This window comes from Aquimarina aquimarini, assembly GCF_900299535.1.
In the GTDB taxonomy this organism is placed as follows: domain Bacteria; phylum Bacteroidota; class Bacteroidia; order Flavobacteriales; family Flavobacteriaceae; genus Aquimarina; species Aquimarina aquimarini.
In genome coordinates, this window is sequence record NZ_OMKE01000056.1 from 1 (window position 1) to 26,995 (window position 26,995).

Annotated in this window: 15 protein-coding genes and 2 tRNA genes; 9 read left to right on the forward strand and 8 right to left on the reverse strand. The window is 32.5% G+C overall.

What is annotated here, in order from left to right; all coding sequences use genetic code 11:
* On the forward strand, positions 1–264 hold a 264-nt coding region (locus DG508_RS18760; RefSeq protein WP_159090928.1), incomplete at its 5' end, for a CHAT domain-containing protein.
* Positions 265–991: 727 nt separating this feature from the next.
* On the opposite strand, the gene DG508_RS18770 is transcribed toward DG508_RS18760, so the two are convergent.
* Positions 992–3,628 (reverse strand): AsmA-like C-terminal region-containing protein, encoded by a 2,637-nt coding sequence (locus DG508_RS18770; RefSeq protein WP_108869623.1) that lies wholly within the window; start codon positions 3,626–3,628, stop codon positions 992–994.
* A 147-nt stretch (positions 3,629–3,775) separates the two neighbouring features.
* Complete coding sequence (locus tag DG508_RS18775; RefSeq protein ID WP_108869762.1) at positions 3,776–4,483, reverse strand: queuosine precursor transporter; 708 nt, start codon at positions 4,481–4,483, stop codon at positions 3,776–3,778.
* A gap of 382 nt (positions 4,484–4,865) precedes the next feature.
* On the opposite strand from DG508_RS18775, the gene folK reads away from it, so the two are divergent.
* Positions 4,866–5,993 carry a 2-amino-4-hydroxy-6-hydroxymethyldihydropteridine diphosphokinase gene (gene folK, locus DG508_RS18780; protein ID WP_108869624.1) on the forward strand — a complete coding sequence of 376 codons (1,128 nt, stop codon included), beginning with the start codon at positions 4,866–4,868 and terminating at the stop codon, positions 5,991–5,993.
* A gap of 174 nt (positions 5,994–6,167) precedes the next feature.
* Complete coding sequence (locus DG508_RS18785; protein ID WP_108869625.1) at positions 6,168–7,091, forward strand: hypothetical protein; 924 nt, start codon at positions 6,168–6,170, stop codon at positions 7,089–7,091.
* A gap of 59 nt (positions 7,092–7,150) precedes the next feature.
* Here DG508_RS18785 and DG508_RS18790 read toward each other — a convergent pair whose 3' ends face one another.
* Entirely contained in the window at positions 7,151–7,678 is a 528-nt protein-coding gene (locus DG508_RS18790) for an RNA methyltransferase (RefSeq protein ID WP_108869626.1), read from the reverse strand.
* Positions 7,679–8,000: 322 nt separating this feature from the next.
* Between DG508_RS18790 and mutS the strand changes: the two genes are divergently transcribed.
* The 6 genes from mutS to DG508_RS18820 all read left to right on the forward strand — a co-directional run bounded on the left by mutS (position 8,001) and on the right by DG508_RS18820 (position 12,738).
* Complete coding sequence (gene mutS / locus DG508_RS18795) at positions 8,001–10,592, forward strand: DNA mismatch repair protein MutS (protein ID WP_108869764.1); 2,592 nt, start codon at positions 8,001–8,003, stop codon at positions 10,590–10,592.
* 95 nt (positions 10,593–10,687) lie between these two features.
* Positions 10,688–10,759 (forward strand) — tRNA-Gly (locus tag DG508_RS18800).
* Between the two features lie 20 nt (positions 10,760–10,779).
* Positions 10,780–10,863 (forward strand) — tRNA-Leu (locus DG508_RS18805).
* Between the two features lie 452 nt (positions 10,864–11,315).
* Positions 11,316–11,906 (forward strand): TetR/AcrR family transcriptional regulator, encoded by a 591-nt coding sequence (locus DG508_RS18810; protein ID WP_108869627.1) that lies wholly within the window; start codon positions 11,316–11,318, stop codon positions 11,904–11,906.
* Between the two features lie 68 nt (positions 11,907–11,974).
* Positions 11,975–12,433 (forward strand): hypothetical protein, encoded by a 459-nt coding sequence (locus tag DG508_RS18815; protein WP_108869628.1) that lies wholly within the window; start codon positions 11,975–11,977, stop codon positions 12,431–12,433.
* 2 nt (positions 12,434–12,435) lie between these two features.
* Positions 12,436–12,738 carry a DUF3817 domain-containing protein gene (locus DG508_RS18820; protein ID WP_108869629.1) on the forward strand — a complete coding sequence of 101 codons (303 nt, stop codon included), beginning with the start codon at positions 12,436–12,438 and terminating at the stop codon, positions 12,736–12,738.
* A gap of 170 nt (positions 12,739–12,908) precedes the next feature.
* On the opposite strand, the gene DG508_RS18825 is transcribed toward DG508_RS18820, so the two are convergent.
* The 5 genes from DG508_RS18825 to DG508_RS18845 form a co-directional block, all read right to left on the reverse strand.
* Positions 12,909–14,234 carry an FAD-dependent monooxygenase gene (locus tag DG508_RS18825; protein WP_108869630.1) on the reverse strand — a complete coding sequence of 442 codons (1,326 nt, stop codon included), beginning with the start codon at positions 14,232–14,234 and terminating at the stop codon, positions 12,909–12,911.
* A gap of 144 nt (positions 14,235–14,378) precedes the next feature.
* Positions 14,379–16,055 carry an aminotransferase class I/II-fold pyridoxal phosphate-dependent enzyme gene (locus DG508_RS18830; RefSeq protein WP_108869631.1) on the reverse strand — a complete coding sequence of 559 codons (1,677 nt, stop codon included), beginning with the start codon at positions 16,053–16,055 and terminating at the stop codon, positions 14,379–14,381.
* 20 nt (positions 16,056–16,075) lie between these two features.
* The gene (locus DG508_RS18835; RefSeq protein ID WP_108869632.1) at positions 16,076–18,928 is read right to left on the reverse strand and encodes a type I polyketide synthase; all 2,853 of its coding nucleotides are present in this window, start codon (positions 18,926–18,928) and stop codon (positions 16,076–16,078) included.
* A gap of 2 nt (positions 18,929–18,930) precedes the next feature.
* The gene (locus DG508_RS18840; RefSeq protein WP_108869633.1) at positions 18,931–20,136 is read right to left on the reverse strand and encodes an aromatic ring-hydroxylating oxygenase subunit alpha; all 1,206 of its coding nucleotides are present in this window, start codon (positions 20,134–20,136) and stop codon (positions 18,931–18,933) included.
* 163 nt (positions 20,137–20,299) lie between these two features.
* Positions 20,300–26,935 (reverse strand): SDR family NAD(P)-dependent oxidoreductase, encoded by a 6,636-nt coding sequence (locus tag DG508_RS18845; RefSeq protein ID WP_108869634.1) that lies wholly within the window; start codon positions 26,933–26,935, stop codon positions 20,300–20,302.
* Between the last annotated feature and the right edge of the window lie 60 nt (positions 26,936–26,995).

Sequence of the window (26,995 nt, forward strand, 5' to 3'; positions counted from 1 at the left end):
ACCCCTGAATTGATGAAATATTTTTACACCTATCTCAAATCAGGAATGAATAAAGGCAAGGCACTACAGCAAGCTAAGTTGCAATATCTGGCAACTGCCAACATCAATAGAACAGCTCCTTTTTATTGGGCAGGATTCTATCTGGTAGGAGATACTACACCTATGCATTTTGAGCAGAGGACTGTATGGTATTGGGTACTTGCAGTGCTGGTATTAATCCTAATATCAACATGGTTTTGGTATCGAAAGAAGTATAAAATATAAAACCACAAAATTATAAATGTAAAATCATAAAGTGAAAAAGAGTTTTTGAATATCGAATACTGTCTTCTCCTGAAATAGCGATTGGGTAAAAAACATGCTCTAATGGACCAAAAAGACGTTCCGTTAGACTCAAGAGGCCCAAAATTGGACATTGAGGTCTCAAAATTAGAGAAGAGCCACCCAATTTTGGACTATAGACACCCATCGTTAGACTATATAGACCCAAAATTGGGACTCCTGAGTCTAAATTTTCATCAAATAGACCCAACGGAAGGTAAAATCGGTCCATCACATTATATAGACCTCCCAAATTTGAGACATGTTGACTCAAAATTGACACATAAACAGTTGAGAAATGAGAATTGTGAAAAAGGAATATCGAATATTGAAGTTTTCTCAATACTTATTACTCAATTCTCACTACTGATTTATTAAATGTAAAACCGCAAAATTATAAATGTAAAATGTAAAAGTGAAAAATATCAAGTTCACAAACTATCAACAAACAACCACCACATATTCTACCCTCCCAACGCAGACTGGGAACCAAGGAGTGTTTATTGTATGCTGTTGGATTCCAGTCTACACTGGAATGAAAAAGGAACACCGAATATCGGAGTTTCTCACTACTCAATTCTAACTTCTCACTACTACATCACACCTGTAAAAAACAAAAAGAGGTTGTCTTAAAAAAGCAACCTCTTTCTTTGTAACTAATATCTAGTATTTAATTTTTTGTTTTGGTAGTGTCTTTTTTCTTTTTCTTTCCAAGAAAACCACCCAAAATGTTCTTAGCTGTATTCTTTAGGGTTTCTTCTGTATTGGTTGAATTGGATTTTGTAGAATCGGTTTTCTTTTTAGAACCTCCTAATAAACCTGTCAATGCTTCTTGACCTTTGCCAATAAGTTCGCCTTTTACTTTTTCTTTTTTTCTGTCAAGGATTTGTTGACTCAGTTGTTTTACCGCCTGACCTGTATTCATATTGATTTTTGGGTTTTTAAAATTACCCGTTAAGCCTATTGGGATACCCACTGTCATGGCATTGGCTTCTTTATCATTGAGTTGAGATATCAGACTACCAACTTCACTACCCAAATATTTGGCGGGGACATCTAGCTTGATATTGTAATCCATTTTTTGCTCAAAACTATGACTTCCTCCAGTTGTAATTTTTATTCCTTTTACATCAAACTCAAAAGGCTTTACATTAATTTTTCCATCATCAAAACTTAAATTTGTTTTGATATCTTTTAGATTAAGTTGGTCTATTTCTATAAAATTAAGTTGATTATCCAAATTAGATAAAAAAGGAGTTTTGGTAGTAGATACTTGCGCATTAAGTATTTCTGCAAGTGCTTTACCTTTTAGGGAGCTCAAAATAGGAATAAGACTCTCATTTAGACTACCGTTTAGGTTTATTTTGGTAGTAAGGCTACCTGTAAGTGCTCTTGCAATAGGAGCAAGTCCTTTTATTAACTCTAGGTTGTTGAATGATTTTACGATATCAATCTTACTCAAATCTAGTGCCATATCAAAAGTTGGTACTTTGGCTTTGGTAGAAACGTTACCATTCAAAGCCATTCCACCATCAAAAATAGTAGAAGTTACATTTTCTAGATAGGCAGTTTCATCTTTTATTTTTACGGTTCCTTTGGTATTCTGTAGTTCTAGATTATCGTAGTATACTTTTTTGGTAGCAAAGTTTAGTGTAGCATCCAAGAAAGAAGGAATTCTCATCGTTTCATCTTCTACAGTGCTTTTAGAACTAGCAACTTCTTCGGTAGTTTCTTGCTCGCTAACCATAAAGTCATCTACAGCAAACACATTAGAATTTACATCAAAATTTCCTTTCAAGTCTTGTTTCGCAAAGAGAAAACCCATCAAATTATCGATGGTTCCTTTTGCAGCAAGATCAGACCTACCTGTAGTAGCCTGTATATTGTCTAATGATATAGTTTGGGGATTAAAACTCACATTGGCAGTTTCAATCTTTATTTCATTAGGCGTATCAGGAGAAGCGTATGTAAATTTTGATATACTGGCCGTTCCTGAGCTTTTTATGTTTTGGTATTGTTCTTTCTCTAAGGACTGCATATCAAAATGCGTTTGTATATCAGCCTTTACAATCCCGTTTAGTTTTTCCTCTAGTTGCAAAGGATATGCTTGATTCAGATTGGCTAAATTCAATGTTCCTTTTAGCATCATATCCACAATCATATTTTTGGTAAGATTTCGTAAACTTCCCTTGGCAGCAAAAGAATCTTGGTCTATCTTAAAGGTAAGGTTGCCTATTTTGATATACGTATCATCTACCAGTCCAGTCTCATTCATGATTTGAGTATCAATATTGATCTGTTGCACCCCTTTTGGCAAATCGGGATATTTGAATGATGCATTGTTTGATGCAATTTTGATATCCATTTTTGGGATATACGTATCATCAGACTTTCCTTTGATTTTCCCATTAATAGAAAAATCTCCACTCGTTTGTATTCCGTCTAGATTTTTAACATAAGCTTCAGGAATCACCGCAAGAAAATTTTTGAAATCAGAAGAAGGAGTTTTAAAACTGAGGTCTATATCTGTGAATTTTTCAGACAATTGTACATATCCAGCAAACTCTAGTGGTAATCGATTAATTAATGCTTTGTTCTCTTTAAAGGAGTATCGTTGGTTTTTGAGATCTAATTCTAGTAGGGCATCCAGTTGTAGTTTATTCTTGTTTAAATATTTTGTACTGTCTAAACTAAAAGAGGCTTCTGTATGTGTATGTGTGTCCAAAATGATTTTATCTCCAGATACAGAGCCATCACCACTGTGATTAAGACCTGTCATTGCCAGCATGGTTTTGCTAACATCATCTTTGAATAAAATTTTACTATCATTAATTTCGTAATGATCCAGATCAAAAGTAAATGCACTACTTTCTTCTTCTGGTTCAGGGTCAGAGGTTTCTTCTGATTTTTTAGCAATATCTACATTAGAATTTCCTTTTGCATCAGTTTTGATAGCAATATTGGCTTCGTCTATCTTTATTTTTTGAACACTGATAGGTTCAGAAGCTCCTTTGAATAATTCATTGACAGACATATCCAGAGCAATCTTTTTTGAATATGCCAGCGTATCCCCTTCAAAAGGCGCATAGTTTATGATAGAGAATTCATCGATTACTATAGATGCATGCGGAAAACTCCTTATCAGACTGATATCTAGATTTGCAAAATCTACCTTTGCGTTTACGTGCTCATTTACCAAATAGCGTACTTTATCCTGAATGGTGTCTTTGAATACAAAAGGAATGGCTATAAGAGCGATAATGAGTAGTAATAAAAGAATGCCAAGAACTTTGAGGACTTTTTTCATGGGTGTTGAATTATTGTTGTTTGTTGCACAGATCTGTGTAGCTATAAATTTGTGATAAAAAGGTACTTAATTTTATATAAATCGTGACAAAATAACGATTTACAAAGATACGATGTTACTTTTTTTAAGTTAACTATTTGTTAGATTTTAAATTTCGAGCGCTAATTCATCTCCTTGTTTTAGCCTAAATCGTCTTCTTATTGCATATACGCAGAGATATAAAATAGGGGTGTCTAATGCGGCAACGAGCACTTTAAATAAAAAACCATTCAGTAATAAAATTCCAAAGCGTTCCCAATCTATTACTCCTGCAAAGCATAATAAAAGAAGTACGGTGAAGGTGTCTATAAATTGAGAAGAAAATGTAGAAAAATTATTTCTCAACCATAGGTGTCTTCCTTTGGTAATCCGTTTCCAGAAATGAAAAATCTGGATATCGATATATTGCGCAAAAAGATAAGCCATCATTGAGGCCAATACAGCTACCACTGTTGCGCCAAATACCTGATTGAATATGGTATCGTTGATAGGAGACCATGCTGTTGCAGGGACTGCTGATGCTATAAATACGATAAGTAGAGAAAAGAATGATGCAAAAATACCTGCGGTAACAATCTGATTGGCTTTTTTCTTGCCAAAAATTTCACTAATAATATCGGTGATCAAAAAAGTAATTGGATAAGGGAGTATTCCTACAGAGATCTCAAAAGTATACATTCCTAAAAAATCCCAATAAAAGAATTTTTGAAAAATAAGATTAGATACTACAAGAGAGGAGATAAAAAGCGCACCCAAAATCAAATATATTTGATATGCTACTTTCTTGTCTTTTAAGCTGAGTGAGGTTTTATACAAAATCAAATGATTATTAATAGTCCTTTGTACAAATATAATAAGAAGCTATAATGTAGACTTGTTTAGTGTGTAATAGTTAAAAAGAGATAGACTAATTAGTCATCAAAATTCCCATCAGAAGGGAGTGTTCTAAAAAGGAGAGTAATGAGTTAATCCCCTTAAGGTGCCAAGGAACAAATGATTACAGGTGCTAAGAAAAGAAACTTAGTTTTGAAAAACTTCATTAGATGTTTTTTTGAAAACATAAAATTAAAATTGAAAAGAAGATAATAGGATAAATGAAGGATTTTATTTTTATGATTATCTATTTCTTTAGTTATTTTTGCGCTACACTATATAAATAGTGGTATTCGTATATTACCAAACTATATAATTCTAATTCTTGAAAACATTTCACCTATTACATATTTCGCTAGGAAGCAATATGGGCAATCGCCTAGATTTTATTCAAAATGCTATTGATGAAATATATAAAAGAATAGGGGATGTGGTATCTGTATCGGGAGTGTATCAAACACCAGCTTGGGGATTCAGTAGTGAAGATTTCTATAACTCTTGTATAGCTGTTCAAACTTTTCTTTCTACAGAAGAAGTGTTGCCTATCTTATTAGAGATAGAAGATATTTTGGGAAGAAAGAGAACTGAAGGAAAAGGGTATGAGGCAAGAACAATTGATCTGGATATTATTTTTTCATCAGGAGGTAATATCTCAACAAAAGAATTGATAGTCCCGCATCCCGCTATGCAGGATAGGAAGTTTGTATTGGAGCCATTGGCAGAAATTGCAGGAGATGTTGTGCATCCTAGATTAAAAAAAACAGTAAAAGAGCTGTTAGAGAATACCTCAGATAACTCAAAAGTAAGCAGATTACTTGATGTAGTTATAAATCCTAAGGATCGATATAATTTGTCTCATTTTCAATACCTCACTATAGAAGGTAATATTGGAGCTGGTAAAACAAGTTTAGCACAACTTATAGCCAAAGAATTTAACGCAAAACTTATTTTGGAGCGTTTTGCGGATAATCCTTTTTTGCCAAAGTTCTATGAAGATATGGAGCGGTATGCTTTTCCTCTAGAGATGTCTTTTTTGGCAGATCGCTATCAGCGATTACAGGATGATATTGCGCAATATGATTTGTTTAAGGATTTTGTAGTAAGTGATTATGATGTGTTTAAATCTTTGATTTTTGCAAAAGTGACCTTGCAGGAAGAAGAATTTGCGTTGTATAAAAAAGTATTTGATCTGATGTATAAAAACCTGACTAAACCAGGGTTGTATGTGTATTTGTATCAAAATACAGAGCGATTATTAGAAAACATCAAAAAGAGAGGAAGAGAATATGAACAAAAAATTCCACCAGAATATCTAGATAAAATAAATAAAGGCTACTTGCAATTTATAAAATCTCAACCAGAATTTAATGTAAGGGTAGTAGACGTTTCTGAATTAGACTTTGTAGCTAATCGATCTGATTATATAGCTGTTCTCAAAGAAATTTCTCAATAAAAAAAGATGTCTCTTAATTTTCAATAATAGTGAGTTTGTAATCATTGATTTTTGAATTGATACAACAATATTTAGCTATTTTTTTTGTTTTATCCCGTTAGTTTGTAGTTGGTTGTGATATTGTGAGTACTATTTTTTTCTTATTTTTAGCCTACCAACTTATATATAGATACCATGACACAAACATCGATTTCTAGACCTAATCTTATTATAATATTACGCCTTTCTGCTTTTCTTGTTTTTTTAGGAAGGGCCTACCAACATATTGTGTGGGATGCACCATATAGAGCTTTCTTTTGGGATGAAGCAATGCTGAAAGGGGTTGTTGAATCCACATTTGGGATAACCTGGCATCATTATGTGACCAGCCTATCCGTTGGCAACGGGATCTCTTTATTTATAAAAATGATAGGTGTTTTCTATTTACTATGCGCTATTGCTACATTATGGATAAAACCGAATATGAAAAGATTGGGTAAATTCTTTTTGCTCGGCGGTAGTATTGCACTTTTTATATTGGCATTTTTGTACTGTAAGGAAAAGTTTTTTCACGTTGGGCAGTTTTTTGAGTATACTATTCAATTCATGTGTCCTGTATTACTTTATATGTTACTATTTAGTACTATATCGTTAAAAAAAATACGATTTATAGCACTTATAGCCATTGCACTTACATTTAGTTGTCATGGTTTGTATGCTATAGGATACTATCCAAGGCCAGGAAGTTTTATTGATATGACATTAAATACTTTGTCAATTAATGAACCAAGTGCTCATTTATTGCTGAAAATAGCAGGAGTCCTTGATTTTGTAATAGCAATAGCAATTTTTATTCCCAGAATATCATACGTTGCATTGGTGTATGCATTTGTTTGGGGAGGCCTTACTGCAATAGCGCGTTTGACAGGGCATTTTTATGTTGACTTTTTAGGCGATACTTTTAGCCAGTGGACATGGGAGGTGTTTATACGATTGCCACATGCTTTAATCCCTTTGTTTGTCATGGTTGTTGATCGCCCTAAGGTTTTCAAAAAAATATTTTCCAGAATGTATAAACCTAAAACGTTATACACTATAGATACTCCAGAACAAGCATAGTTTTAACTCTAAGCCAAAAAAATGAATGAAGTTTACAAAGGATATGTAAACTTGAATTATTAGAGTTTATTATATAAATCCCAAACAACAAGGCCAGCACTTACAGAAATATTAAGTGAATGTTTGGTGCCGTATTGAGGGATTTCTAGAACGGTATCGCTTTCTGATACAACTTGTTGTTGTACACCCTTTACTTCGTTGCCAAAAACGATAGCATATTTTTGATTAGGTTCAGTAGTAAATTCATTGAGCATAACTGCATTTTCAGCTTGTTCAATAGAAAGAATCTTTACATGCTGAGCTTGTAGGTTTTGTATCAATGCCAAGGTGTCGCTTTTATGCTCCCAATCTACAGTGTCTGTAGCTCCCAATGCAGTTTTTTGAATGTCTTTATGAGGAGGGGTAGCAGTAATACCACAGAGATATATTTTTTCTATCAAAAATGCATCTGCAGTCCTGAACACAGATCCAATATTATTAAGACTTCGAATATTGTCAAGAATAATAATCAAAGGAGTCTTTTTTGAAGCCTTGAATTCTTCTACCGTTTTGCGATCCAGCTCGCTATTTTTGAGTTTTCTGTTCATTGAGGTTGACTAGGTTTCTTTTTGATTCAATGTTTTGATGTTATCAAAAAGAGATATAAAATAGTATTAAATCCGATAAAGGCTCAAATTTTGCTCAAATGTATCATTTTATTGTCAGTTATTAATTCTAAGATTACTTGATTTTCTTGCACAGAGTGATAAGAACTTGTAGGGACTAATTATTCTAAAACAAAATTGTGAATAAAATTGAATAACTCCTATTACTGATATTTCAAAAAAGATAGTAGAATAGCTACTTTAGCAGGATTCACAAAATTATACTTCATTGGCAGCAAAAGACGGAAAAAAGGTAACTCCATTAATGAAACAATACAATAGCATAAAGGCAAAGTATCCTGATGCGCTATTGTTATTTAGAGTAGGTGATTTTTATGAAACGTTTGGAAAAGATGCGATTAAGTCTGCTGCTATTTTAAATATTGTTCTGACCAAAAGAGGAAATGGTAGTGAGCAAGAAACAGCACTAGCAGGTTTTCCTCATCACTCTCTTAATACATACTTGCCAAAATTGGTAAAGGCAGGAGAGCGGGTTGCTATCTGTGATCAACTAGAAGACCCTAAGCAAACAAAAACTATTGTAAAACGAGGGGTAACAGAATTAGTAACTCCTGGAGTTGCCCTTAATGATGAGGTATTACAAAGCAAAACCAATAATTTTTTATGTGCTTTGCATTATGGTAAAAAAGGATTGGGCGTAGCATTTCTTGATGTTTCTACAGGTGAATTTCTTACAGCACAAGGTGATGTAGCCCATATGGATAAGTTACTTCAGAATTTTAATCCTAGTGAAGTTTTAATTTCTAAACCAAAAAAGAAAAATTTTGTAGAAGATTTTGGTACTGATTTCCATACCTTTTTTATAGAAGATTGGGTGTTTAAAACTGATTATGCAGATGAGACTGTAAACACTCATTTTGGAACCAAAACATTAAAAGGTTTTGGAGTAGATCATTTACAAGAAGGTGTTATTGCGGCGGGAGTAATTCTTCATTATTTAGGAGAAACCCAACATCATAAATTACAACACATTACTGCAATTCAGCGTATCGCAGAAGATCAATATATTTGGATGGATCGGTTTACAATTCGCAATCTCGAATTGTATCATGCCAATGCTGCAAAAGCGGTAACGCTACTGGATGTTATTGATAAGACGATTTCTCCTATGGGAGGGCGTACATTAAAACGTTGGTTGGCTTTACCATTAAAAAACATTGCTGCAATCCAGCAACGTCATGAGGTAGTACAGTTCTTTTTGGATGATGCCATATTACATCAGAAAATTCAGCATCAGATAAAGCAGATAGGAGATATCGAGCGACTGATTTCAAAAGTAGCTACAGGTAAAGTAAATCCTAGAGAAGTCATTCAGCTCAAAAATTCTCTCGAAGCTATTGTGCCTATAAAAGCGCAAGCAACAAATAGTACTAATGAAGCATTGCGAGTAATAGGTGAAACTCTTAATGATTGTGAGTTATTGCGTAACAAAATCAAAGAAACACTTAATGAGGAAGCTCCTGTAAATGTATTAAAAGGAAATACAATTGCAGATGGATACCTTGATGAACTTGATGAGTTGCGATCTATTGCTTTTTCAGGAAAGGATTACCTGGATAAGATGTTGGAACGAGAAACTGAGGCTACTGGGATTACTTCTCTAAAAATAGCTTCGAATAACGTGTTTGGGTATTATATAGAAGTAAGGAATACGCATAAAGATAAAGTACCTGATACTTGGATACGCAAACAAACATTGGTAAGTGCAGAGCGATATATTACAGAAGAACTCAAAGAGTATGAAGCCAAGATTCTTGGGGCAGAAGAAAAGATTTTGGCGTTAGAGCAACAACTTTTTGCAGATCTTGTTGTTTGGATGCATGAATATATCAAACCTGTACAGCTCAATGCCACTTTGGTAGGGCAACTGGATTGTTTATGTTCTTTTGCTCAACTTGCAACAGAAAACCAATACGTGCGACCTCTGATTGATGAGACGTATGAGTTAAAGATTAAGAATGGCCGTCACCCAGTAATCGAAAAACAATTGCCCCCAGGAGAGCAGTATATAGCCAATGATGTATTGCTGGATCGAGATACCCAGCAAATAATAATGATTACGGGGCCTAATATGAGTGGTAAATCTGCTATATTAAGACAGACTGCGTTGATCGTATTATTGGCACAAATGGGATGTTTTGTTCCAGCAGAAGAAGCCAAAATAGGTGTTGTAGATAAAATATTTACCAGAGTAGGAGCAAGTGATAATATTTCTATGGGGGAGTCTACATTTATGGTAGAAATGAATGAAACGGCTAATATCTTGAATAATATATCAGACCGTAGTCTTGTGCTACTGGATGAAATAGGACGAGGAACCAGTACCTATGATGGTATTTCTATTGCTTGGGCGATTAGTGAATTTTTACATGAGCACCCTTCACGTCCTAAAACCTTATTTGCTACCCATTATCACGAATTAAACGAAATGTGTGAGACCTTTGGTAGGATTAAGAATTATAATGTATCTATCAAAGAGTTAAAAGATACAGTATTGTTTTTGAGAAAATTGATTCCTGGAGGTAGTGAACATAGTTTTGGAATTCATGTAGCAAAAATGGCGGGGATGCCTCAGCAAGTATTGCATAGAGCAAATAAGATGCTTAAAAAGCTAGAAAAATCACACAGTAGTGAAGAGCTTACAGATAAAATCAAAGGATTACAGGAGGAAGACGAATTACAGTTAAGCTTTTTCAATTTAGATGATCCTCTTCTCGAAGAAATTAAAGAAGAAATTCTAGATATTGATATTGATACTCTTACTCCAGTAGAAGCATTGATGAAATTAAATGAGATTAAACGTATGTTAACCAGGAAGAAAGCATCTCAGGTGTAATTTTTTTTATTCTTTTTTCAAAAAAGACTTTGGTATTTCTATAATTGTTTTAAATTTGCATCCGCAATAGCGCATTACAACGTTCATAACATACTGCGAAAGTAGCTCAGGGGTAGAGCATCACCTTGCCAAGGTGAGGGTCGCGGGTTCAAATCCCGTCTTTCGCTCTGAGATAAAAATATACCAAGCTGAAGTGGTGGAATTGGTAGACACGTTGGACTTAAAATCCAATGGCCATTAGGCCGTACGGGTTCAAGTCCCGTCTTCAGTACTTAGACAACCTTTTATTATTAAGAGGTTGTCTTTTTTTTTGGAATTAAGTTTGTTTCTGAACACTTCATCTAAAATTTAAGGGTAAAACATAGGTAAAACAGATCAGGTGTTTTCTATCAATTATAGTTTTCCGCTTTCAACCTTATTTTGTATACTAAGTATTTGTGATTGTAAGATTAAAGTTATTAATTATATTTAAAAGCTAAACTTGTAAAAAGTAATCCAGAAATGGGAGAGCCATAAAAGATTTTATAAGAGTTTCAGATTATCATAGTTTTTAACCTCTTGGTTTTTGGAAAAGAGATATTCAATAAGTTCAGGTAAGATAAACCTTATTCATTTTTTGAATTTTTTTGTTTTGCATAGCTTGTAGTTCTACATTTTTTGTAAGACAGGAACTTTTTCTGTTTTTTTTGATTACTTCGCAAAAACATATTAATTAGGATTTTTATGACAAAAGCATCAAATACTCGGTATATTATTCTTGAGAAAGCATTTGATCTTATCTATAGAAAAGGTTATCAGGCCACAAGCGTTGATGAAATTATAGCTACAACAAAAGTTACAAAAGGAGCTTTTTACTACCATTTTAAAACAAAAGACGAAATGGGAATTGCGGTAGTTAATGAGGTTGTCAAACCAATAATGCGAAATGATTTTATAATTCCTTTACAAAATGCTCATAAACCAATTGCAGGAATTTATGAAATAATAAAATCATTATTATTAGAAAACTCTTTTTTAAAACTTGAATATGGTTGTCCGTTAGGTAATTTGATACAAGAAATGACACCTTGGAATTTTGAATTTTCTAAAACGTTGAATGAGGTTGTATCAGAATTACAAATTACTATTGAGAATAGTATTTCAAAAGAACGTGAAAATGGTAATGTGCGTACCGATGTGAATTCAGAACAAGTAGCTTATTACATTATATCTGGTTATTGGGGTATAAGAAATTTTGGTAAAGTTTACAATAATTCAAAATGCTATCATTCTTATTTAAAGGAGTTCAAATTTTATTTAAATAATTTAAAATAATTATTTAAATAAAACATACTAATCAGTATGTTCTGTTATCTTTGTACTATTGATTTAATAAAATATTGATGTACCAAGGATTAACGTTTTACCATTCAATACTTCGTTGGCTAGTTGTAATAAGCCTAATTTATTCTATTTATAGAGCTTATAGAGGTTATTTTTACAATTATACCTTTTCTAGGCATGACAACCTTGTTCGTCATTGGACTGCAACTATTGCTCACATACAGCTTCTAGTCGGAATTATACTTTATACACAAAGCCCAGTCATAATATATTTTTGGAAAAATTTTAATGAAGCTATACAGAATCTTGATGCAATGTTTTTTGCTCTAATCCATATGGTTCTAATGTTGTTTGCGATTGTTTTGTTGACCATTGGCTCATCTTTAGTAAAGAGAAAAATCAGTAATAAAGAAAAATTTAAAACAATGTTGATTTGGTTTATAATTGCATTAGTTATCATTTTTATTGCAATTCCTTGGCCATTTTCACCTCTTGCTAATAGACCTTATATCAGATAATTATGGATAATTTATTTAAAACAAAAATTGGGCGACTTCGCATTATTGGATTTTTAGAAGGGATTTCACTTTTAGCTCTTGTTTTTATTGCTGTCCCAATAAAATATTACTTTCAAAATCCAAGTATAACAAAGGCTTTAGGACCAATACATGGAACGTTGTTTATACTTTTTGTAATCAATACTTTGAGTGTTGGGGTTGAGCAAAATTGGAAATTTAGAACAACAACTTGGAAGATTATTTTGGCTTGTTTCATTCCTTTTGGAACATTTTATATTGATAAAAAGATTTTAAGTAAATTATAGATACCTTTAGTCTTATTAATTCAAGGCTACAATTTGTGAGGTTGTGTAAAGTATTTAAAATAGTTTTTTTACACCACCTTAATATTACTTTAGGTTACTGATTTTATTATAATATAAGTTGAATATTTGTTTAATTTCTAGATAGAAATGTTTATGGAGATTGATCAAGTTTATATAAACTTGATCAATCTCCATAAAATACGTGGATTAAAAAGACTTATAGGAGGTTTTAACATCATAGCTACACTAAGGAATGCTTCAGATACGATTCTATCTTTATTAGATACTTTTATTACATGATTTAGATATGTATTGGTCAAATTTATTAAAAGAGGTCTTTTTCCTGTGGTCTCTGGATAGCGAAAATCCTCTCCAGTAGAAGAACTCCAACATCTATTTCCTATTTTCTTAATTTCTTTAAAATATTGACTCGCTAGCGTATTATCAGAGGTGTTGTTTTTTAATAATTTATCTAATTCTGCTACTTGAAGAGAAGCAGAGGTCATTCCTTGAGCATAAATAGGGTTGAAACTAAAAATAGCGTCTCCAAGAACTAATAACCCTACAGGGAATTTATTTAATTTCTCATAATGCCTCCATAAACTTTCTTTGAATTTGTAGGATACAGCTTCTCCTAATGGTTCAGATTTGCTAATAATATCATAAATATCTGAACAAGGTAAGCCTTTTAAGAACTCTAAAATATCTTTATGCTCTGTTGAAGGGATGCTTCCATGACATCCTCCTTGTGTAAGCATCCATCTATTTCCTTCTACAGGCATTAAACCAGCCCCTAGTTTTTCTTTAGGAGGTGTTGGTTTATAAAAGATTCTATCATTACCTCTTGGGTCTTTGGGATCTCTATCATAAATTCTTGTACTATAGATTAGATTGATTTTTACTTTACTCTCTTTTGGAGCATCATATCCTATTTCTTTTAACCATTTTGGCATACTAGAGCCTCTTCCTGTAGTATCTACTACCAAATCTGCTTGTATTGAAGAAGACTCATCTGTATCTTTTTGCTTAATGAGAACTCCAGTAACTCTTTTTTTATCTTCTGATATCAATAACTCTTTTGATAAAGACTGATCTCTCAATTCAATATTAGAAATTGCAAGTGTGTTTTCTCTAATTAAATGCTCTAATAAAGGACGGCTCATTGTTATTACATCAATTCCTTTTGTGAACTTTTTCTTATATCCACCGTTTGAATAATAATTAAGACTATCTCCCCAATCTATTTTAATTGCGCCATGGTCAAGAAGTTGTTCTTCTAAATTTGGGTAGTACCTGAGCATTGTACTTAAAGCCACATATTGTAAGTAATGCAAATGTTTTGTATGAGATTGTCCTTTTCTGGTTTCTGGTAAAAAGGTTACTTTGTTTTTTTCAACTATAGTTACTTTTTTATAGTAATCACTGAGTACGCGAGCAGTCATTAGCCCTCCTAAGCTACCTCCTAAAACGATAGCGTGTTGTTTTTTGTAGGTCATGATTTTTTATTTAAGAAATTAAATAATTAGATATTTATAAGAACTGTTTCTTGACTTCTGAATTTTTTACTAAAGCAAATTATGACTTATGTTTTTAATGGTATAGCAATCGTATTGTTGTTAGTGAACTATGTAATTAATATATCAAGAGATATAACCAAATTTTTTTCCAGCTTCAATAAGTACCTTGGCTGTTTTTTGTAATTGTTCTGGTGTGTGCTCAGACGTAACAAAATGTCGAATTCTTGCAAATCCTCTGGGAGCTGCGGGATAACACAATATTGGTGCTTGAATTCCATTTTCTTTTAAATAGTCTGCAATCTTAAAAATTTCAATTTCATCTCCAAAAATGACAGGAACGATCCAAGTTTTTGTTGGAGCTAATTTTAATTTATTTTCGCACAATGATTTTAGTATTGTTGCATTAGTCATTAATTTTTTTCTTCTTTCATCTCCATCTTTACTAATCGCTAATTGAAAAGCTTTTAACATTCCTGCTGTAATGCTAGGAGGCAGGGCACATGAAAACATTCGGTTTCTAGCATATACATTAATATATTCTGAAATAGATTTTTTTGCTAATAAAAAGCCTCCTATTCCAGAAAAGGTTTTGCTAAAAGTGCCTACTATCATATCTACTTCTTCTAATACTCCTTGGCTAAAACAAACTCCACGACCTTGATCTCCTGTTAATAAAAATGAATGAGCTTCATCTACCAGAATCTTGGCACCATGCTTTTTTGATACTTGTACTATTTCTTTAATGTTTCCATAATCTCCATCTGCACTAAAAACTCCTTCTGTACAAACCAAAATTCGATTTTCGCCATTATCCAACTTCTGTAAGATTCTTTCTAGATCTTCTATGTCATTATGCATATAATAATGTAATGAAGCTTTAGAATTTGCAGCTCCATCTACTATGCAGGCATGGCTATAAGCATCCATTACAATATGATCTCCTTTTCCCATATAAGCACTTATTGAGCCAAACACAGCATTGTATCCAGTTGCGAATAAGGAGATTCCTGAGTCTTTTTTGTTAAAAAAAGCATGTAATTCGTTTTCTAACTCATTGTGGACCCCTAATCTACCACCTACCAAAGGAGAGGCTGTTGCGCCTAAACCATATTTATCTAGTGCTAGCTTTGAAGAATTTATTACCTCTGGGTGAGAAGCATAACCTAAATAGTCATAATTATTGAAATTTATAACTTCGGTTCCATCTTTTGATACAATAACGGGGCCTGTTGCACAGCTACGAGTAACAGGTTCTGGGTAGGATTGTTTTGCGAAATTATTAAATGATTCTATCTCAATGTCTTCTCGATCAGTAACATTTTCAAAAGAATGAAATGATAAAAATTCTTCTTTCTTACTTATGTTATTATTAGATGAAATAGTTGTTGTATTGGATTCTTTGTTAGAATCATTTTTTACTTCATCATTATTTATTTTTAGGTTACTTATAATGAATTGGGATATTTCTTCAATAGTTTTTAAGGTTACTATTTCTGAAACTTCAATTTCTATAGGAAACTCATTTTTCATTTTTTCTAAAACCCCCAACATCCCCATAGAATCCAATCCATATATTTTCAAATCTTCATTATATGCAATTTCGTTTTTGGGTATTTTTAATAATTCTGAAAGTCTTTGAGCTAATGTATCGCTAATTTTTTGGATAGAATATGTGTTTGTGGGTTCTGAAGTTTCATCTTCTTTATTTTCAGATAAGTTGACTTTTTTGAGTTCATGTAAAAGAAGTGACTTAAGAAGTTTTCTTTTTTTCTCAATTGTCATTGTTGTTATGTTTTCCATAGTTTTTGTATAAACTCTAATTAAGTGTTTTTGAAAATCGAGATTAGTGTTTCTAATTTTTTATTTGAAATTTCTTCAATAAAATTATCTAAGGATGTAAAAGAATAACCACTGGTTAGTTCCTTAATTAAATCATCAATATTACTTTCTGAGTACTCTTTGTAACAAGCCTCCTTTTTTCTTAAATTTCTAAAACTAACTAATGCTTCTCCCGTATTATTTAAAAGATCAATATCATAATTGACTTCATCTATTGATGGTTTATTATTAATATTTTCTCTAACATAACACCATAAAATTTCAGGAATATCCTCGTATATATTTAATTCTTGAATAGCAAATGGCAAAGTTATGTCCAAAGGAGTTTCTTTATTTAAATTTAGTATTAGGCATGTTTGCAGAGCGTTCTCTAGTATTTCTGGTTGTAAAACATAATCTCCTTTTTGAGGTAGTTTAATTTTGGAAAGAGCCTCTTTGTCATTGTGCCAAAGCTCTTCTATTCCCTGAAATCTCACATCATAATTCAATCCTTTGGCTTCAAATTGAGTATAGCAGTGTTCTTTACTTATATATTTAAGGCACCTCTTTTGAAGAGATTTTAGATTGTGATTAGGTAAAGGCTTCAGTTTTTTAGTGCCTATTTTTCCTTGACTATGGATCTTTTTTTCTTCTCCATTCTCACTATAAATCTCGAACCTTAATTTTTTATCGATAAGGTCAAGGCTTGTATGTATATATTCGGGCTTACCATTTATCTGTATCGGGTCAAACCATGTGATATCCTGTAGTTGTGTAACAGTAGATTCAGTACTATACTGCCCTGCTGCACGAGCTAACTCTATGTGGGCTACCTCAGGAAATATTTTTTTTTCATTATTTATATGGGTAAAAAGAAATGTTTCCTTGCCTGTATATGTACTCTTGTATTTCTGCCCTTTTAAACTTGATTCATTACTATGAAGTAGTGGATGTAAATTATTAGAACTATTTGAGATTGTTTTTTTTGATTTAGGAACCCAATATCGAGTACGATTAAATGGATAAGTTGGCAAACTTATCTTAGAAGGGTAATTATCATTTTCATATAATAAACTCCAATCAATATTAGTGCCTTTTACCCATAGTTGCGCCAGCTCATGAATATTTTTTTCTTTTAATGTCGGTCTTGTGGGAAAATTATTTACTTTTGTTACTTTTCCTAAAAAAAAACCTTCTGTAATATCTTCTTTTTTAAGGTACTGGTTAAACTTTGTTTTTAATTGTTCTACATTACTTACGATAAAAGCGACCCTTTCTTTCATAGGAGTTCTTGCTGTTTGTAAGGTGTATGCCATTCTAATAAGAATGGATTCATTGGTATTATTTGAATTAAGATAGTTTACTAACAATTGAATGTATGTAGTAAGGCTTTCTTTGGTTTTTGCAGAGACAACAATTATGATTGGATATTTCTTTAGAATATTTGTAGTAATGGTTTTCTCGGATGTGTTCATAAATTCCTCTATAATTACATGAGCATTACTCCCACTAATCCCAAATGAACTTACTCCTCCAATTCTTCTTTTACTATCAGAAGGTTTCCATGGTATCTTTTTTACAGGTATTTCAATAGCCATATCTTTCCATTTAATATGACTATTGGGTGTGTTAAAATGTAAATGAGGATATAGCTGTTCATTTTTGAGCTGTGAAATTATTTTTAAAATCCCAGCTATTCCAGAAGCAGCTTCTAGATGACCGATATTAGTTTTGATTGCTCCGACAAACATGGGGTGTTCTTTTGTTTTGCTCTCAGAGAAAACTTCATGTAATGCTTTCATTTCTATAAGGTCTCCAAATAAAGTGCCCGTTCCATGAGCTTCTATATAGTCAATTTGATCGGGTGTTATCTTGGCATTTTTTAATGCCTGCTGAATCAGCTCTTTTTGAGATGCTCCATTAGGTACTGTTAACCCTCCTCCAGATCCGTTATGATTTATTGAAGAACCAATAATTTGTGCAAGAATAGTATCTCCTTCTTTTATAGCAGTTGATAGCCTTTTTAGGACAATCATTCCTCCTCCTTCGGATCTTACGTATCCATTTGCGGTATTATCAAAAGTATAACATCTGTTATCTGAGGATAGTACACCAGTTTGAGAAAATGCTAACATACTTACAGGTGACAATAATAAATTAACACCTCCAGTTAGTGCCAGATCGCATTCTTTTCTACGAAGGCTCTCACAAGCCTGATGCAGTGCCGTTAATGATGAGGAACATGCAGTGTCAAATATCATACAAGGCCCTTTTAACCCCAGATAAGAAGATATTCTTCCAGCAGCTGTGCTATTGCTATTACCAATAGAGGTATAGCTATTATATGCTTTCTCGTCTACCTTTCTACATATTTGACTTAGGTAGTCTACAGATGAAATTCCTACAAAAACACCAGTAAGATAGTTGTGTAATGTTTTTGGTAGGATATTTGAATTTTCAAGAGCTTCCCATGACATTTCTAATAAAACCCTATATTGCGGATCCATCATTTTTGCCTCTTCTGGTGATATTTTAAAAAATTCTGCATCAAACTTATCTACATTATCAATGATACCAGCTTGCTTAGCATATATTTTACCTTGTTCTGGTTGTGAAGAATAATATCTGTCTATATCCCATCTATTTGAGGGGATATCAGATATTGTATCTGTTTTGTTTTTTAGGATTGTATGTAAACTATCTAAATCAACTATTTTTCCAGGTAATCTGCAACTGGTACCTACAATAGCAATGGGCTCATATTTTTCGTTTTCTAGTTCTCGGATTCTATTTTTACCATCTTTTATAGAATGGACTGCTTTTTCAAGTAATTCTCTATAGTTTCCTGTACTCATTATTATACAGTTAGTGATTCATGGATATTGTTTTTTACATCTTCTAAAGAATACTCACCATTAATTACTTCTTCTACCGTTTTGTGAAATTTATATAATAAGTCTTCGTAAGTCCCATATACAAAATGAGTATTAGCTTCTGATTCGATAGTAGTTTGGATAGACTCTCCAATTTCCATATCCTCATAAAGAGCGCCCCAATAGTAATTGTATTGCTGTTCCCAGAACATTTTGTTTTTCTCTGTGTGTGGTAAATCATCAACTAATGTGCCTGAGATAAAAGTACAATGTTTCTCGTCTTTTGGATAGACACTTAATACATGTCCAAAACCAGTTCCTGTTAAATAAAATGTATTGGGAAAAATAAAATAAATGATAGTTACGTTGTTTTGTAATTCCCAATCTTTTTCATCTTTATCGTATTCTTTCAGAATTTTCTCCTGTGGAGCTATTAATCTTGCGTGAGGTTTTAAATAATCAAATACAGATCCAAAACTTAGAAAGTTATCAGCTGAAGATTCTTTATGTAGATATGGAAAATGATAATTTTCGGAATTAGCTTCAATACTAAATTTCCAGTTCATATCTCTATGATGTATTTTGGACTTATAAAGTACTTTATTTTCATCATACCCATAACTCATCAAATTGTCATAAATCTCTCCTAAATGAGATTTTAAATCCAATTCTTTGCCAGGTGTAGGAATTACATAGATCATTCCAAAACATTCTTCTACAGGTAATGATATTAGTCCAAAATCTTTTTTGTTAATACAAGGAAAACCTTCAGGGTTGGGTAAACCTCTTAAATCACCATTCTTTGGGGAATAACTCCATCCATGAAAAGGGCATTTAAGATTACCTTTGCAATTGCCTTGTACTTCATCCAACATTCGTGCTCCTCTATGTCGACAAGCATTAATATAAGCTTTTAAAGACATATCTTTATTTCGGATTACAATAATTGGGGTGGTGGTTAAATCGTGAGCGATATAATCACCATGGTTTGCTATTTCTGAAGAAAACCCGACCATTAATGGAAATTCCTTAAATAGTGTGTTTTTTTCTTTTATAAATTTTTCACGGCTTGTATATGCTTCTACAGAAATTTTAGAGTATTCACTCTGATTTCCAGTATCAGAAACTTTCCTTGAATTTACATTTTCTATAATCCTTTTTAATATTGAAATTTCTAGTTCCCGGTTCATTTTATTGGTATTTTATGGCTTTATTCTAAATCTTAATAGATATGATATCTCAATCTTTATTTTGTCTTAATAGAATCGATCACTAGTTTTAGATAGATTCTATTAAGATTTAGAATAAAGCCTGTTTTGTTAATAAGTTTTAATGATACTATTTACTTAATTTTTATTCTACAAGTTTAGATAACTCTTGAGCTAACTCTTCTTCTGAAAATTCTGGAGTATTTGTTTCAAGGATTTCTTTTATAGGTTCAACTATATTTTCTTTTTCCTCTCCTAACCCTAATAAATCATTTAGAATATAGTCTGTAAGTGCTTCAAGTGTTGGTTGTTCAAAGATTATGCTGGCATTAAACTCCTGATTAATGCTTTTTTGTAATCGATTACTTAAATCTATTGTAACCAAAGAGTCGACACCAAGATCAAATAAGGGTTGTTCTGGGTCAATTTCGTCAATAGAATCAATCCCCATTAGTTGAGCTATTTCTTTTTGCATATATGTTAAAAAGAAAGGTTTTCTTTCTTCTACAGGCTTTTCTTTCAATAGGTTTAGTATTGAAAAATTTTGGTCATTTGATTTTTCTGCTACATCTTTAAAATTTTCCAAAAATTTTGGCACATTTATTCTTTGCTGGTTTTTGAAATAATTTTCCCAATTCATGTTCCAAACCCCTATATGATGACTTGAAGGATTTGCTAGTAGTTTTGAAAAGGTATTTAGAGCTTGATTGTCAGACAGGTATTCAACTCCCATATCTTTGATACGCTGTTGATCCTGTTTATTCATATTAGAAGCCATTCCTCCTTCGGCCCATGGTCCCCAGTTAATGCTTAAACATGGAAGCCCCAGATCTCGACGGTATCTTGCAAAAGTATCCATGAATGCATTTGCGGCAGCATAATTAGTTTGCCCTAATCCTCCTAAAACAGACGTCATAGAAGAAAAGCAGATAAAAAAGTCAAGATCAATCTTATCACTACAGGTATGTAAATTCCATGTACCTTTCATTTTTGATGACATCACACTCTCAAAACTATTCCAGTCTTGTTGCAATAATACTCCATCTTGTAGTGTGCCCGCAGCATGAATAATGCCTGCTAAGGATATTTTATTTTTATTTAGAGTTTTAAATAATTTAATAGTTTCTTTTTCTATTGAAATATCAGATTGAATGACTTGCACATTGACCTTGTGCTTTTTCTCTAATATTTCAATTTTTTCTTTTGCCTCACTACTAGGGTGGTTTCTACCTACAAGTGAAATATGTTTTGCTCCTAAATCTGCCATTTTTTCGGCAACTTTAAGACCTAGACTTCCTAAACCTCCGGTGATTAAATAATTCTTGTCTCCTACTAAAGGGGAGGAGGTTTTTTCTTTGATTTCTGGTAAGGAGAGAACAACTTTTCCAATATTTTTTGCTTGTGCTAGATATTGAAATGCTGTTTTGGCTTCTGTTATATCAAAAGAAGTTATAGGGATTGTTTGCAGTTTTTCTTGGGTAAATCTATCAGTGATTTTGAGAAGGAGTTTTTTATATAATACTTGATTATTTCTTATGTCATCACCAAGGTCAAATACAAAATAATCAATATCAGGACGTGTGTTTTTCATTTTTTCTTTAGTCCAGATACCTATTTTTCCTATTTCTACATACCTTCCATTTTTAGCTAAAACTTCTAGGTTTTTAGAAATATATTCGTCTTTTAAGCTATTTAATACAATATCAACTCCCTTATTGTTAGTTATCTTATTAATCTCATTAGCATAATCTAGACTTCTAGAGTCCATGATGTATTCTACTCCTTTTGATTTAAGGAAATCCCATTTTGACTTACTTGCTGTAGCAAATACTATTGCACCTGCATTTTGTGCTATTTGTAAAGCAGCCTGACCGACACCACCTGCACAAGCATGTATTAAAACTTTATCACCTTTTTTGATTTTGGCCAACTCCTCTAAACCATATAATGCGGTCATAAAAACAGTAGGTATTGCAGAAGCTTCTATCATACTAAGATTTGCTGGTTTTGGTACAATATATGCAGGTGATACTGTTACAAAACTTTTCATACATCCGTTAGGAGAAGTTGCTATTACTTTATCTCCTATTTTAGTGCTTTTAACATTCTTGCCAACGGCAGTTACAATTCCAGAACATTCAAAACCTAAAGGTTGATCTTTAGAACTAATAATTCCTTGTTGTTCACTGTGTTCTTGCAGTAACCCTAAAGTATGTAAGACATCTTTAAAATTAAGGGCACTTGCTGTAACTGCAATTTGTACCTCATCAACACCAGGAGCTTTCTTATTTTGCGAAACTTGTTCTAGATTTTCTAATGTTCCATACTCTTTTATTCTGAGTTGTAAGGGAGATGTATTTTGGTTTTTATCTTTCAATTGATATTCTGATAACCTTGCTACATATCGATTTCCATTTCTAAATGCTACCTGATCTTCAGGTCCTGGATTCCATATTTCATCAAAAAGTTGTTGTGCTTGTTTTTTGTTAAGATTTTCAGAGGAATCAAGATCAATACAAGATGGAGTATATTTTCCTAATTCATATGCTAAACTTGCCCTAAACCCCCATAATGTAGATTCTTTTGGGTTTATCTTTTCTGTATCATTTATAATTGCTTGCCCACCTTTGGTTATCCACCACAAACGTGGTTTCTCTGTAGTTTTTTTTGAAAACGTATTCAATAACTCTTCTAGGGATTGTATTAATAAAAGAGAACTATGTAACCCTTCTTGCTCAAAGGATTGTTCTATCCCCCATAGGTTTATTACTCCTTTTAATTTAGGAAAACTTTCATCAAACTCATCAGATAGAAAATCTTTCCAATTTTCTATATCTTCAAAATCAAAGTCTTCTATGTGTAATTGGATTGCTCTTTCTTGCTTCTCTTCTAATAAGGATGTAAGCTGATCTCCAATTCCTTGTTTATCACAAAGAATGAGCCAGCTTGTAGGGTCTTTTACCATCCGCTCTTTGTATGATAAATGTCTTTTTATCTCTGGTTGTTGAATCCAAGATACAGAATGGGTTATAGTGTCATTAATAGCACTTTCTTCTTCTGCATGCTCTTTTGTTTCTTTAGTTCCATTTATCTCATTATTTTTTAGACGGATCAACTTAAGGCCGTTTATAAAAGCAATGTTTTTACCATTACTATTGACGATATGAAAATCAGCTTGATAATAGGTGTCCCCAATCTTTTTAGGGGTATTTATATAACACCATAATTCTGTAGTAGGAACATCAAATATGGTTATAGACTGTATGCTTATTGGCAGTAATGCCTCTACGATTTTTTCTGGCGCCAAGAGTGCAGAAAGACTTTGGAAGCAAGAATCTAGTAATGCTGGATGAAAATGATATTCTGATGAGTTAGTGCTAGACTGATTTGGTAATTTAACTTGAGTCAAAGCTTCATTTTCATTATACCACATTTTAGAAACACCTTGAAAAGAAGCACCATAATGTAAACCTGTCAAACTTGTTCTCTTGTAATGTTCTTTTCCATCTATAGTAGTATGACATCTATCCTTTATGCTGTCAAGATCATCAATAGTGTCTATGATGTCAGGAGTATTCTCTAATTTTAAAATACCATTTGCATGATAAGTCCACTGAGTATTGCTTTCGTTTTTTTCTTTCTCTAAATTTTCAGAAACACTATGGATATTAAACTCATAACGAGAATTAGAGCTAGACATTAATGGAGAAAAAGAAGTTTGTATAGTTGTGTTTTTTCCTTCGATTAACTCTAAAGATTGTTTAAAAGAAATTTCAGACAATGTAATATGCTTTATACTTTTTCTGTTTGCTACTGATATAGCTCCTGCAAATGCCATTTCTATATAACCAGCTCCTGGAAATAATATCTTGTCATATACTTTATGATCTTTAATAAAACTAGGGTATTGCGTATTTAAAACTCCATTATACCTAATTGTTTGATCAAGGCTTAAAGCTAATTCTATTTTATTACCTAATAACGGGTGTTCATGTTTGTATATGTTTTTAGGTATCATATATGAATTTGAGTTTTCTTCTATATGATTTAGCCAATAGTATTTCCTTTGAAAAGGATAATTAGGCAGGACAACTTTTTTATAGTTTTGCCCTTCTATAAAGTTTATCCAATTAACCTCTACTCCAAAATGATATAGGCTTTGAATACATTTTAGAAATTGATTTTTATACTCCCCTTGATTAAAGTGGTTATCTAATATGATTTTTTCTTTTAAAGCACTGATTGTATTGCTAATTTTTTGGGGCCTACCAATGCATAAGAAGAGATCATGTTTTTCAATTATTGCTGTTAGGTCTAAGTTTTTATTGGTTTTTAAATTGCTAGATATCAGTTGGTTTTTCCAATAAATAATAGAAGTAATGTCGTCAGAGTCAATAAATCCCGATGTGTCGGTTGCTAAAGTTATATCTGGATTTGAAAACTCTATTTGCTCGATAATCTGTGTAACTTCCTTTTCAGTATCGGCTTTATTTATAAAGGAGTGTTTTTTTTCTAGTAATTGTATGGCACTCTTGTAATCAAATACACCTGATATACATGCTGCTAGAATCTGACTAGAACTATGATTACTACAAAGTAAAAGATCAGGTGTAATCCCCCAATATATCCAACTTTTGGCATAGGCATATAAAGCTGTGAAATATAAAATTGAGTTATCTTGTTCATCTAATGAAGTGTTTTGATCATTTTTTGTAGTAAAAGATTCTAATAGTTTGTAGTTATTATCTGTTACTCGATCGCAATCCTTTATTATTTTTCTGAACACAGGATGTTCGTTGAAAAGGAAGCGTACTGCTTCTAGGTTAAAATTAAGTAAATCAGGAATAATAAATGCTATTTTTGATTTTTCTAAGCTTATTTTACTAAAAAAAGCATTTGATTCTTTTTTGAAACTCGTTTGTAAACTATTAATGATATCTTCTTTAGAGTTCTCTATTACTGATATTCTATATTGAAAATGATTACGTCCAGTAAGCGAGGTGTAGCAAACATCAGCAATCTCTTTTTCTGTTACCTCTTTTAAATAATTTACATGATTTTTTACTTGAGTCTCTAATGCTTTTTTAGTTTTTGCAGAACAAGTAAAAAAATAATTTTTATCCTCAGAAGGAGTGTCTAATAGTTTTATTACTGGGGCTTCTTTAATAATAGCATGGGTGTTGGTTCCTGTAAATCCAAAGGAGCTAATTCCAGCATATCGAGATTTTTCATTTCGATACCATGGTGTGTTTTTTGTAACTACTTTTAGAGGCATGTCATCCCAATCAATGTAGGGATTAGGTGGGTCTGCATGTAAGTTAGAAGGTATCATCTCATGTTGCATGGATAATACGGTTTTCATTAGCCCTGCTAATCCTGCTACAGGCTCTGTATGCCCTATATTTGTTTTAACCGAGCCTATTTTTAATGGATTTTTATTGTTATGACCAATTCCAATTGTGTTGTTTAGAGCTTGAACTTCTATAGGGTCTCCTAGTGGAGTTCCTGTCCCATGTGCTTCTACGTAATCAATATCCTCAGGGTTCAAATTCGCTTTGTCTAAAGTTTTACGAATCAAATTTTCTTGAGCAGGGCCATATGGTACTGTTAGACCTCCACTTGCTCCATCTTGATTTATTCCTGTAGCACATATTACACTAAGGATTGGGTCACCATCTAATTGGGCCTTTTTTAAAGGTTTTAAGTAGAATACGGCACACCCTTCAGATCTTACATATCCATCAGCTTTTGAAGAAAATGTTTTGCAAAAACCATCAGAAGACAGCATATTTCCTTGACTTGCTGCTACATTATTTTCTCCAGAAATTATTATATTAACACCACCAACAAGTGCTCCGTCTGATTCATTGTTACGGATGCTTTCACAGGCATAATGAAGGGCTGTCATTGATGCAGAACAAGCTGTATCAATAGATAGACTTGGTCCTGTTAGCCCTAGAAAATAAGATAATCTTCCTGAAGCGGCACTAAGTTGAGTGCCCATTCCGCTAAAAAAGGTAATGTTTTTTGGATCTCTATCTTTTTCTGGAGGGTAATATTCGGTGTTACGAATTCCTACAAAGACACCTATATTGTTTCCTCTTAGATTATTGGCAGACTGACCAGAGTTTTCGATGGCCTCCCATGCTACTTCCATTAAGACTCTTTGCTGTGGATCCATTTCTGAAGCTTCTTTAGCTGAAATTCCAAAAAACTGAGGGTCAAATTCTTTGATGTTTTTTATAAAACCTCCATAGCGACTTGAAACTTTACCAGATTCTTTTTTGTCAGAATAGAATTGATCTATATCAAATCTCGATTTAGGAACTTCTTCAATTGCATTTTCATTATTGATGAGTAGTTGCCAAAAATCCATTGGATTCATGATGCCTCCAGGCATTCTGCACGCCATGCCTATTATAGCAATTTCATCTTTAGTATTCTCTGAGTTATTTTTTTGATTTAAAGACTTATCTATTTGATGTTCTGGTGCTATTTTTAATTCACTAAGTAAAAAATCTACTAATGTGTCTAGCCTTGGATAATCAAAAAGTACTGTTGTTTTTAGAGAACAATCTAATTCTTGTTCAAGTTTTAGTTTAAATTCTATAGCTTGTGCAGAATCTGTTCCTAATTCGATAAAACTTTGATCTTTTGTTATTACATGGGATGGATCCAGTTCAAGAAATTCGGTTAAAAGTTTTCGAATGTAATCGCTTAAAATATTTTGTCTTTTGCTAGGTGTGTTTTGTAGCAAGGTTTCTATTATGTTAATTGCCATATTTTAAATTTTTAGATTACAGTAGTTTTGGCTTATTTTAAACAACTTCTTACAAACTAA